At 67.3% G+C, this 12,005-nt stretch carries 9 protein-coding genes; all 9 read right to left on the reverse strand.

Going from position 1 to position 12,005, the window contains the following annotated elements:
* Nucleotides 1-35: 35 nt before the first annotated feature.
* Nucleotides 36-3,479, reverse strand: a complete 3,444-nt coding sequence (gene addA / locus U1769_RS17920; protein ID WP_332718769.1) for a double-strand break repair helicase AddA — start codon at nucleotides 3,477-3,479, stop codon at nucleotides 36-38.
* On the reverse strand, nucleotides 3,460-6,429 hold the full coding sequence (gene addB, locus U1769_RS17925) for a double-strand break repair protein AddB (RefSeq protein ID WP_332718701.1): 2,970 nt from the start codon (nucleotides 6,427-6,429) through the stop codon (nucleotides 3,460-3,462). Before addB ends, addA begins: the two co-directional genes overlap by 20 nt.
* On the reverse strand, nucleotides 6,422-7,183 hold the full coding sequence (locus U1769_RS17930) for a nucleotidyltransferase family protein (RefSeq protein WP_332718703.1): 762 nt from the start codon (nucleotides 7,181-7,183) through the stop codon (nucleotides 6,422-6,424). The genes addB and U1769_RS17930 overlap by 8 nt, the downstream gene beginning before the upstream one ends.
* Nucleotides 7,180-8,151, reverse strand: coding sequence for an aminoglycoside phosphotransferase family protein (locus tag U1769_RS17935; protein ID WP_332718771.1), 972 nt, complete (start codon nucleotides 8,149-8,151; stop codon nucleotides 7,180-7,182). The genes U1769_RS17930 and U1769_RS17935 overlap by 4 nt, the downstream gene beginning before the upstream one ends.
* Nucleotides 8,148-8,582, reverse strand: coding sequence for a tRNA (adenosine(37)-N6)-threonylcarbamoyltransferase complex ATPase subunit type 1 TsaE (gene tsaE / locus U1769_RS17940; protein ID WP_332718705.1), 435 nt, complete (start codon nucleotides 8,580-8,582; stop codon nucleotides 8,148-8,150). Before tsaE ends, U1769_RS17935 begins: the two co-directional genes overlap by 4 nt.
* Before the next feature lie 14 nt (nucleotides 8,583-8,596).
* Complete coding sequence (locus tag U1769_RS17945; RefSeq protein WP_332718707.1) at nucleotides 8,597-8,896, reverse strand: CcdB family protein; 300 nt, start codon at nucleotides 8,894-8,896, stop codon at nucleotides 8,597-8,599.
* On the reverse strand, nucleotides 8,896-9,174 hold the full coding sequence (locus tag U1769_RS17950; RefSeq protein ID WP_332718709.1) for a type II toxin-antitoxin system CcdA family antitoxin: 279 nt from the start codon (nucleotides 9,172-9,174) through the stop codon (nucleotides 8,896-8,898). Before U1769_RS17950 ends, U1769_RS17945 begins: the two co-directional genes overlap by 1 nt.
* Nucleotides 9,175-9,204: 30 nt before the next feature.
* Nucleotides 9,205-11,535, reverse strand: coding sequence for a sensor histidine kinase (locus U1769_RS17955; RefSeq protein ID WP_332718711.1), 2,331 nt, complete (start codon nucleotides 11,533-11,535; stop codon nucleotides 9,205-9,207).
* Nucleotides 11,536-11,716: 181 nt separating this feature from the next.
* Nucleotides 11,717-12,005, reverse strand: a 289-nt coding sequence (locus U1769_RS17960; RefSeq protein ID WP_332718713.1) for an adenosylhomocysteinase, incomplete at its 5' end; no start/stop codon positions are given.

The raw sequence follows: 12,005 nt of genomic DNA on the forward strand, positions 1-12,005 counted from the left end.
TGTTGCGCGCAATCTAGGGATCGCCGCCCATGCACTCAACCCGGCAGGTCGTAGCTTTGTTGCGCGGGTACATAGCCCGGCTTGTGCATTTCCAGAATACTCGCCGGTACGGTCAGGAGCTTCGGGCCGTTGGTGTAGAGCAGAAGCGCCTCGATCGCGCGGCCCGGGAAGATCGCGCCGAGCGCCTCGACATAGGCCGCCATCTGGCGCGCATGATAGGTCGGGATCTCTTCCGGTGTCAGCGGGATTTGCCGTCCGGTCTTGAAATCGATCACCTGGACGCGCGCCGGCGTCACCCGCAGGCGATCGACCGTGCCGGAGACGACGATGCCGTCGCCAATCACGGCAGCGATCGGCGCCTCCGCCAGCGAATCCGGCGCGAACAGATCGCTGAAGCGGGCGTCTTCAAGAACCGCCAGGACCGTCCGGGCGATTTCGGTGCGCGCAGCAGAATCGCTGATCGCGCCGACCCGCTCAAGCCAGCGATCTGCCGCTGCGGCGCGCTCGCCGGCGGGTACCGAAGGCAGACGCTCGAACAGGGCGTGGATCAGCTTCCCACGCTCGGCCGCGAGCCGCAGCGCCGGCGACGGTGGCGGATCGGCCACCGCATCCTCGCCCAGCGACGACGGTGCCAGCGGCCGGGGTGGTCGCGCCTCCACAGGCGCGCGCTGCGTCGTCCACGCGGGGAGCAATGCAGCGTCCGTCGGCTCGGCAGCTTTCCTGCCCGATGCCGGGGCCGGCTTTTGCGGCACGATCCCGGTAAAGTGGCGCGCGTCCGGCACCGGCGGCACGCCAAGCGCGGTCATCGCGCGGTCCGCGACGGCGTACCAGCTCGACGGAGGTGGCTCACCTTTGGCCAAGGGTCCAAGCGCACCGGCGATGACCAACCGTTCCTCAGCGCGCGTGGCCGCAACGTAAAACAGCCGCCAATGCTCCTCGAGCTCCCGTTGCGCATCCGCATCGAGCACCGGACCCAGCGGCCCGCCACGCTCGCTTGCGCGCGGGCGGAAGATCGGGAGCGCATGCGCCATCTCTTCCGGTCTCCACAGCAGAGTGGAGCGTGGCGACCGCGTCGGATCGATCGCTGCATCCGCCAGGATGACCAGCGGTGCCTGAAGACCCTTCGCACCGTGCGCGGTCATCACCCGCACGGCATCGAGCGGTGCGGACGGGTCGCGCTTGATCTCCACGTCGCCACGATCGAACCAGTCGAGAAAGCGCTGCAGCGACGGCGTGCCGAGCGATTCGAAGTCGAGCGCTGCGTTGAGCAGTTCCTCGATCGGATCGCGCGCTTCCTGCCCCAGTCGCCGGATCAGCTTGCGCCGGCCATCGAGCGGCCCGGACAACATCTCTTCGAGAAACTGATAGGGCGTGGCGATATCGGCCCGGTCGAGCATCGCGTACAACGGATCGAGCGCGTCCCGGGGTTGGGTGCGCGACAAATGGCGCCAAAGACTACCGGCGTCGCGTGGGGCGGCCTCCATCAGGCGCTCCTGGCTCCACCCGATCAGCGGCGAGACGAGCAGGCTGGCGAGCGAGAGATCGTCGCCCGGTTGCAGCACGAAGCGGATGGCGGCGAGCAGATCCTGCACCGCCAGCGGTGCGTTGAGCCGCAGCCGATCGACGCCGGCGACCGCAACACCCTCGGCATAGAGCCGCGCGACGATCAGCGACGCGAGCTCGCCGCGGCGCTTGACCAGGATCATCACATCTTCGGGGCGCAACACCCGCCCCTGGCTTTCCAGCACCAGGGTGCCGACCCATGCCTTGATCTGCTTGGCGATCTGGCTGGCGAGCGCCCGCGTGGAATCGGCGATCCAGCCTTCCTCATCCTCCTCGCTGCCGCCCGCCACCGTCAGCGGCCAGAGCGTGACGGTGCCTGGCCCCGCCACTTCGCTGGCATGCGGCTCCCGCTCGGCAATGGTTCCGAGACCAGGCTCGGGGATCGCCTCGATCGCCGCATCGACGAATTCGAGCACGGGCCGTGTCGAGCGGAAGCTGTGAGTCAGCGACAGCCGGTCGAACCGCAGCCCCTCCCCGGCTTCCTCTCCTTGCGCACCCTCGGCCAGCGAGCCGAAATGCCGCTCGGCCGCCTGGAAGTAGATCGGGTGCGTCCCCTGAAAGCCGAAAATCGCCTGCTTATAGTCACCCACCGTGAACAGCGTACGGACTCGCTCGCCATGTGCGCCCAGCCCGGCGAAGAACTCGTCGGCCAGAGCGCGAATGATCGACCATTGCTCCGGATTGGTGTCCTGCGCTTCGTCGATCAGGATATGCTCTGTGACCTGGTCGAGCTTGTAGCGGACCCATTCGCCCATGCCCGGCTGTCCGAGCAGGTCGATCGTCGCGCGGATCAGATCGTCGAAATCGACCCCGCCGACGCGCCGCTTGGCGCGCGTATAGGCCGCGGCATAGTCGCGCCCCACGTCGAGGGCATCGGCAAGCAGATCGGCATAATGGGCCCGCACACGAAGATCGAGCAGCTCGGCGCAATAGGTGTAAAGGCCGCCGGCCAGCTCGGCATAATCCTCGTCCTGCGGCGCCTGCCCCTTGCCGAACGAGCGGACATCGCCATCGGCCTTGGCCCAGACCTTGTGCAGATCGGCGAGCCCTGCCGCCCGTGCGGCGGCCGGCTTTTCGAGCCAGTCATAGATGATCCGCGCCCGCTCGGTGCCGTTCTTCGTCCCCCAGCCGCTGTTCATGCCGCCGATTGCGTCGAGCGCCTCGTGGTCGAAGGCGTCGTCACCACAGGCGCTGACGATCACGCTGTCGATATCCCCCGCCGGCAGGTCGAGCGAGCGCCGGATGAACGGCCGGATACCGTCGCCCAGCGGCAATTCCACCATCGCCGCCGGCGCCCGCGCACAGGCGCGCAGGAAATTCTCGGCCTCGCCTTCGCCGAGGCGCACGCTCAGCCGGCCGATCGTCTCGATCGGCCTCGCCCGTCCGTCACGATCGGCCTCGATCAGCATCTCGGCCAGCGCTTCGCGCGCGAGGACCGATTCCTCGCGCGCCTCAAGCGGACGGAAACCCGGCACCAGGCCCGCTTCCACCGGGAAGGCCGCCAGCAATCCCTGACAGAAACTGTGGATCGTCTGGATGCGCAACCCGCCGCCCGGCGCATCCAGCACCTTGGCGAACAGGGTGCGGGCATAAGCGATGCGGCGCGGATCGAGATGATCCTCGCCGAGCGCGAACAGGTCCTTTTTCAGGTCGTTCTCGGGCATGCGCACCCAGGCGGCGAGCCGCGCGCTGATCCGTCCCGCCATTTCAGCCGCGCCTGCCTTGGTGAAAGTCAGGCACAGGATCGCACCCGGATCGACCCCGCGCAGCAGCAGACGGAACACGCGAGCCGTCAGCACCTGGGTCTTACCAGTGCCGGCTGAGGCAGACAGCCAGACATGCGCATCCGGCGCGCTCGCGGCCGCCTGGTTGCCCTTCAGATGCGGAAGGGGCCGGTTATCCCCGCTCACGGCCATACCATTCGTCACGCCGCATCAGCTGGTCATATTCGGCATAGGGCGCATATTCCGGATGCAGCTTGGCGGTGAACGCCTCACCCCCGGTCAGCCACGCGCCGACCGCTTCGGTAAAATGATGCGCCGCGAGCGCGGCGAAATCTTCCGGGCGCACCTTCTCGGCCTTTCCGGCCGGATCTACCGGGGAACTGATGTACCCGAAGCTGTCGTTGCGCTTGCCCAGAGACCAATATTCGAAGGCCCGTGCCTCGCCCCTGATCCCGTCGAAGCCATTCCGCTCGGCGATCAGGCCAAGCAGGCCAAGCTGGAGGCTGAACCCGGCGCGCACGGCGGCCGGCGACGGCACCTTGCCGGTCTTGTAGTCGATCACCGCCAGGCTCCCGTCAGGCAACCGGTCGATCCGGTCGAACTTGCCGGTCAGCGTCACCCCGGCGATATCGATCTTCCCCTCGCGCTCGACCGCCAGCACCTGCCGCCCGAGCGCGATGCCGCGCGCGATTTCGGCCGCGATCCAGTCGATCGCTTCCTTGAGCCGGGGTTGCCACAAGGCCCGCACCATCGGGGATGTGCGTGGATCATGCAGCATGGCGTCGACAAGCGCGTGCAAGGCCTCCGGGGTCGGCTCCGCCAGCCTTGCCCAGCGCTCCAGCACGTCATGCACTGCCGTGCCACGCCACGCGGCGCTCGGATCGGCATCGACCGGATCGAGCGCCATAAGCCGCAGGATGCGCTTGGCGTAAAAGGCGTAAGGGTCGGCCTTGAGACGATCCACATCGGTAACGGCAATTCGTCTGGGCCGCAGGATCGCAGAGGGCGACGGCGCGGGCTGATCGGCCGGGTCGTGAATGCCGGGATCGTCCAGCGCCCGCGTCCAGCGCTCGAGAGTTGCGGCCCGTTCGAAGCGTTCGCCCGCAAGTGCCTGCAACCGCAGCCAGAAACGCGACGCAATCGCGGGCTGGCTGGCGTCCCGCCGCGCACGCGTGATCAGCGCCTGCGGTGCTCCGAGCGCGCCGGCCAGATCATGCGCGGAGACACCGACACGCCGCTCCAGCCCCGGCAGGTTCAACTCGGCGCGGATTCGCGGCGCAAGCCAGGGGTCAGGCGCGGGCTGGCCGGGCCAAACGCCCTCGTTGAGACCACCCAGGATCATCAGATCGGCAGTCTGCAACCGCGCCTCGATCAGGCCGTAGATCGCCAGGCGCGGATGCCCGCCCTGCGGCGGCCGCACGGCGACTTCGTCCATCAGCGTCTTGAGCAACGGCGCGAGACTGGCCGGCTCGACGCTCGGCGGACCGGCCGGCGCTTGGGCCTCCAGCTCCGCCAGCAGTTCCGACGCGGCTCGACCCGCCGGACCGCCCCACAACCCATCGCCACACAATGCCTGCGCCGTTTCGCGCAACGCCCCGAGCAAAGTCGCGAGCGGTTGCGCCCCCCCTTCGAACACAGCCTCGATCGGCGCCAGCAACGCCCGTGCCTCAGGCCACCAGGCGACCGCCTCGCCGAAGAGCCGCCGCTCGCGTTCGGACGGGTTGGCGAGATGATCATCGATGCCCGCCAGCCCTGGCGCAGGCCGCGGCCCGCGCAACACCCTGTCCAGCGACCGCGCCCCCTCCAGCCAGGCACCCCGTCCCTCCCCGAAGCGCACCAGAGGATGCTTCAGCAGAGTCAGCAGGGCCAGGGGGGCGAACCGTTGCGTCGCGGCTTCGGCCAGTGCGGTCAGCAAGGTGCCAGAAGGCAGGATCGACAGCGGGCGGCCAGCGGAATCGTCGATCTCGATCCCCCACCGCGCCGCATGCGCCGCGACGCGCCGCGCAAGCCCGCGATCCGGGGTGACCAATGCTGCGGTTCGCCCCGGAATCTCCAACGTCTCGCGCAGGGCGAGCGCGATCGCCTGTGCCTCTTCCGCCGGCGTCGCCAATTCCGCCGCGGCGATGCCGGACAGACGGCGATCCTCCGCCCCGAGCGACGTCCATTTGCCGGTGAATTCGGCCGGCGCCAGCGCATTGGCAATCGCGCGACCCCGCGCCGCCGTGGCATCATGCCCGCCGCCATCCCGCCACAGCGAGAATTCGGTGCGATTCACGCCCATCCGCTCGAGCAGAAGCTTCAGGTGGAATTGCGGATGAGTCTCGATCGAGCGGCGGCGAAAACCGCTGGCGGGATCAGGCTCATGCGGCCCGAGCGCCTGCCATTCCTGCTCGTCCATGCCCGTAGCCAGATCCGCCAGCACCACCATGCCCTGCGGCAGTTCCGACACGCAGCGCATCAGGCGCGCAACGGCCGGCGCGGAGTCCGTGATGCCCGCCGCGCAAACGAAACCGGACGGCGACGCCTCCCTCCACCGGATCGCCAGCCGCCGAAGCAGCCGCCCTCGGCGATCGGCCAGATCGATCCTGCCGAGCCGCTCCAGGTCGCCGGGCCAGCGATCGAGAACGATCCCGAACAGCGCGAGCGCCCGCCGCCAGTGATCCGACAGCTCATCGCTCAGCTCCAGGTCCCGCAATCGTGCCGGTGGCACCTCCTCGACCAGCAACTGATCAAGCGTCCGCGCCAGATCGCCGGCGAGCCGGATCGCTTCCGCCGCGTCGACGGGCTGTCCTGCTCTCAGCCGCTCCTCGGCCACCAGCCGGGCCAGGATCATCCGCCGCTGCAATGCCGGTACGGCCGGCGGGACGGGATCCGCATCATCCGCCGGATCGAGCGCCGCACCGGTCGCCTCGTCCAGTTCGCCGATCGAAACCAGGCGTGGGAGCACGAGCCCGCCCTCGCTCGCCCGGACGAAGGCATCGGTCAGTGCCCGCTTAGCGCGATTGTTGGGCAGCAATACCAGCCCACGCGCGAGGCCCAGCGGTTCCCCGCCAAAGCGCCGGATCAGCCCGGCGGCAAGCGCGTCGGCAAAGGCCCGGTGCGCAGGAATGGTGAAGAGCTGCGGTTTTACCGCGTCAGCCATCGGCGAGGATCGCCTCGGTCTTCCCGATGGCGCCGGGCGTGCCGACATCGAACCACAGGCCCTGATGGACCAGCCCATAGGCCCGGCCAGCCGCAATCGCCCGTTCCCAGAACAGCATTGTCGAGAAGGCGCCTTCCGGCCAGTCGGAGATCACGCGCGGCGACAGGATCTGCACGCCGGTATAGACGAAAGGCGCTGGCCGTCCGGGCTGGCGCCGCTTCGTGATGCGGCCGTCGGCCGCCAGGTGGAAATCGCCCTGCCCGCCATGGTTATGCGCCTTGGCGAGCGGCACCATGAGAAGCAGCGCGTCCATCGTCGCGTCGTCCCACCGGGCGCCGAGCAGGCGGATCGCATCGGCCGGACCGTCGATCCAGAGATTGTCGCTGTTCACCACCAGGAACGGCTTGTCGCCGATCAGATCGCGCGCCTGGACGATGCCACCACCTGTTTCCATCAACAGCCCGCGCTCATCGGACACAGCGATTTCAATGCCTTTGACGCGATTGGTGAGATGCGCTTCGAGGGCGTCGGCGAGATAATGGACATTGACCACCGCGCGTTTCACCCCGGCCGCACGCAGCCGGTTGAAGACATGATCGATCAGCGGCTTGCCCGCGACCTCGACGAGCGGCTTGGGCCGTGTCGCGGTCAGCGGCCGCATGCGCTTGCCCAGCCCCGCGGCCATCACCATCGCGGTTTCAGGTACGACGCCGCCGGGATCAGGCCGGATCGCGAGGGTACGCTTGGTCGTCATCGTGTCGCAATCGCCTTGGGATCGCCCCGTAACTCGGGCGGGATGGTCGCATCGAACCACGCTTTCACCGGCGCGAGAGCGGGGTGTTCGATATCTCGTTCCAGATAGCGCCACACCCGGGGGCACAGCGCCGCGTAGCGCGGCTTGCCGTCTCGCTTCCATAGCCGGGTGAAGATGCCGACGATCTTGGCGTTCCGCTGTGCGCCGAGCACGTGATAGGCCACGTCGAAATCCTCTCCAGCGCCGGTCAGCCGCTTGTAACGATCCAGCATGACGCTTTCGAGCGCCGGATCGACGTCACGACGCGCATCCTGCAGGAGCGACACCAGATCATAGGCCGGATGTCCGGCCAGGGCGTCCTGGAAATCGAGCAGACCGAGCCCGTCGCCGCCATCGATCAGCATCAGATTCTCGGCGTGATAATCGCGCAAGACGGTCACGCGCGGGCCGGCGAGCGCGGCATCGAACACCGCATCCCAGGCGGCGTTATAGGCCGCCTGATCGGGCAAAATGCCGACCGTGGGACAATAATATTCGGTCAGCAGGTTCGCCTCGCGGTGCAGCACCGCGCGGTCATAGGGCGCGAGCGGTCCTGCCTCGTGCGTGTGCAGGCGGATCAGGATGTCGATCGCCGCTTCGTACAGGCCGGTCTCGCGCTCCGAGGCGGCATCGACCGTCTCGCGCATCCGTACATCGCCGAAATCGTCGAGCAGCACGAGGCCGCGATCGAGATCGACACCGTGAATCGCCGGGGCGGCAAAACCCCGCTCGCACAGCCATTGGGCTATTGCGATAAAGGGCCGCGGGTCCTCATGCGGCGGCGGCGCATCCATCAGGATCGCGCTACGATCGCCCGAAACGACGCGGAAATACCGGCGGAAAGAGGCGTCGCCAGCGACGGGCAGGATATCCGCCCCTTCCCAGCCATTCGCCGCGAGGAAATCGGCCGCGGCGGCCGGCGGGGTCATATCTGCTGCCATCGCGTCCTCCAAGCCGCCGGCACCGCGGCTGTCAAGGCGCGGGTGCCGTCAGCCTCGATCGTCAGGCTCAGCGCCAGCGCCTCCGGCCACATTCCGGGCGCCCGTTCGGGCCATTCGACGATCAGCAGCGAATCGGACAGTGCCTCGTCGAGCCCCAGTTCCTCGATCTCGCCCGGCTCGTCGATACGGTAGAGATCGACATGCAGCACCGGAAACCGCACCTCGGGCGGCGCATAAGGCTGAACGATCGCAAAGCTCGGGCTAGGGGCCTCACCCTCCAGCCCCAGCGCGGATAGCAGCCCGCGCGCGATACTGGTCTTCCCGGCGCCGAGCGGGCCCGTCAGCGCGATCACGTCGCCGGGCCGGGCGAGCGCGGCGAGGCGTGCGCCAAAGGCGTGTGTTTCCTCTGCGTCGCGCAAGGGCGTAGCGATACTCAATAGCCGATCATCAGCATGTCGAGCGCGCCCATGATGGCGTCATGCTCCCGCTCCAGCGTTCCGACCCGATCTCCGATCAGGTTCTTCCTCATGGCGGACGCATATTGCGCCATCATCACGACCCTTTGTCCGTCCACATCGAAAACCGGATTGAGCCGCCCTGCCGGCTTTGGTGCATCCTCGAACAGAAACAGAGGCACAGTGAACCGCGTATCGAGATCGCGAAGCAAATCGGACTGGCAATCCAGCAGGTAGCCACGTTCGTCACGCCGCTGATAGATATCGAACCGCGCCATCAGAAGAGGCGGTATTTCTCGAGCGGCAGACCATGTTCGGCAACATAGGCGTTGGACGCCTCGATCGCCTCCCGATTCTCTTCCTTCCAGCGTCGCCCGCGTTCCTTGGAGATCTGCCTGGCCAGCCCTTCTTCACATGCTCGTGAAATGTTGATGCCAAGCTCTCTGGCCTCCTCGATCATCGCTGAATCCAGCGAGATGTTGGTCGGACGCCGCAACGGCGCTTTTGCTTCACGGACAGTAGATCGTGTCATGAAGGCCTCCTCACGAATGCGCATATAATATGCGCATGGCCTTGTGGGTGCAAGCTAGCGGCGCGGCAGGGTGACAGTGATGAAGGTCCCCTCGCCCGGTTCGGACACAAGCTCGATCGCCCCGCCATGCGCCTCGACGAATTGTTTCGCTAACGGCAGGCCAAGTCCAAGCGCTCGCTCTCCGCCGCGCGTTACACCCGGCTGGGCGAAACGATCGAACGCATGCGCCACTGCATCCGCCGTCATTCCAGCCCCGTCATCCGATACGACGATCCGCGCCATCGCCGCGGTGCCGTCGATATGCAGCAGGATACGCCCACCCTCCTCCGTCCCACCCATTGCGTGGCGTAGGAGGTGCTCGATCACCTGCCGCAATCGCCTGGCATCGCCCGTCAGGCGTCCGGTCGACGGCAATATCTCTACCGCGAAATCCAGTTTTCGACGCGCCGCCAGCGGCTGGATCGCCTGGGCCGCCGCGCGTGCCACCGCTTCCAGATCGACGTCGAGCAGCTCGATCGAAGGCGTGCGACCGTCATTCTGGGTCAGGTCGAGCACTTCGTCGACGAAGAAGCCAAGCCGCTCGACCGACTCCAGGATTGCCGCCACATAACCATGCGCGTCCTTGCTAAGCTTGCCGGCATAGCCCTCCCCGAGCATCTCGGCGAAGCCGCTGATCGAGGTGATCGGTGTCCGCAATTCATAGCTCATGTTCGCAACGAACGCCGTCTTGATCCGATCAGCCGCTTCCAGTGCTTCGTTGCGGTCCCGCAAGGCGCGCTCGATCCGCCGGCTGTCGGAGATGTCGAGCATGGTGAACAGCCCGTTGCCGTCAGGCAGCGGCACCGCGGCAAGCTCGAAGAAGCGTCCGTCGGCGAATTCCAGCTCGCCGCCACGCTGCTGCCGTTCCACCGTCGATGCCCGCACCAGGTCCCCGATGAGCGAGGCGCGCTTGGGCTTGGCGAGCTGGCGCGCCGCTGCCGCCGCCAGCGCGTCAACGCCGGGATGGCTGCTCAGGAATTCCTCCTCGAAACCCCACAGGGCGCGGAACTTGTTGTTCCACAATTGCAGCCTGCCATCGGCTGCGAAGACGCCCAGCGCTTCATAGAGATTGTCGAATGTCGCAGTGCGCACGCGCAGCAGCGTATCGCGCGCGCTCGCCAGCTGGACCTGCTCGGTGCGGTCCTCGAAAATCAGCAGCAGGCCGCCATCGGGCAATGGTTGCGCGACGACCCGCAAATGGACGCCGCCCGGCAGATGCCAATTCTCTTCGATCGCGCCGCCCGCCTCCAGGAACCAGTCGCGCCGCTCCGCCTTCCATCCCGGAAAATCGCGTACCTCGGGCAGCCGGTTGGCCTCGCGCATGCGCTCCAGCACGCGGTCGAACTCGGGACGGTCGGAGAGCCATTCGGCCCGCATCGCGAACAGCCGACGGAACGGCTGGTTGCAGAAGGCCAGCGTGCGGTCTGCGGCGAACTGGACGACGCCGGCGGAAAGCCGGTCGAGCATGGCCCGCTGCGCGTCGGCGAAGCGCTTGATCCCGCTGCGCGCCTGTTCGAGCTCCTCGATATCGACCGCGAAGCCCGCCACGCCGCCGGTCGGCAGCGGCACGTCATACACACGCAGCATGCGCCGCATGGTCCGAATCGTCGCCGGCATGGCCTGCATCTGCGGTTTGCTCGTATCGCGCGCGACCACTGCGTTCGCGAGCGGTCCGCCGATCCCCGATCCTTCGACCAGCTCAACGCCGCGACGGATCACGTCGGCGGCGTCCGGTGCCTCGACCGCCTCGACATAGGCCGAATTGACCATCGCAAGCCGCATGTCCGGGCCGCGATACCACATGGGCAGCGGCGCGGACTCGATCAGCCCGGTCAATGCATCGAATGCTTCAAGTGCCTCGGCCCGCTCGTCGCCAAGGCGCGCTATCTCCGCCTGGCTATCGGTCGCGTCGAATACCCAGAGCACAACGCCCCCCGGTGCCTGGAGCTCTCGTGGCGTCCGATTGCCCTGGATCATCAGCGCCCGCGAAGACCCCCGGGCACGGATCGCCCGCGCGAACGGCCGTCCGGCTTTCTGCGCCGCCGCCACATCCGCCGCGATCGCCCGCGCATCCTCTGGCGTCAGCCCCCCGTCGCGCCCGGCCAGATCGTCGAGATAGCGCGGTGGAGACGACAGGCCGAACCAGTCGGCCAGGCGATCAGGCAACTCCAGCCGGCCATCGGCGCGCACGATCATCGCGAGCGCGGGGGCCGATCCGACAAGTGCCTCGAGGCGTAAATTCGCCACCGCGATGTCCGCCGCCTCGCTGCGTGCCTTCAATCCCAGATACAGCACGCACGCGTTCGCGCCGACGAACAGCGCCAGGACGACGCCGACGATCATCATGGAAAGCGCGCTATTGTGCACGTCGTCCCTCGCGCGACTGCGCCTTGCCTGTGCCGCCCGCATCCATGCCCGATCCTTAGGACAATCCGCTGACAATAAGGAAGCGTGCGCACCATAAAAAAGGCCGCGCCGGCCCTGAGGGCTGGCGCAGCCGGATTCCAGCGCGTGAACGCTGGATGTTTTAGTAGCGGTAGTGATCGGGCTTGTAGGGCCCTTCGACGGGGACGCCGATATAGCTTGCCTGCTTGTCGGTGAGCTTGGAGAGCTTCACGCCGAGCTTGTCGAGGTGGAGGGCCGCGACCTTCTCGTCGAGATGCTTCGGGAGGACATAGACGTCGTTCTGGTAGTTCTCGCCCTTGGTCCACAGCTCGATCTGGGCGAGCGTCTGGTTGGTGAAGGACGAGGACATGACGAAGGAGGGGTGGCCGGTGGCGCAGCCCAAATTCACCAGCCGGCCCTTGGCGAGGATG

The sequence above is a fragment of the Parasphingomonas zepuensis genome (assembly GCF_036663735.1).
Taxonomy (GTDB): domain Bacteria; phylum Pseudomonadota; class Alphaproteobacteria; order Sphingomonadales; family Sphingomonadaceae; genus Sphingomonas.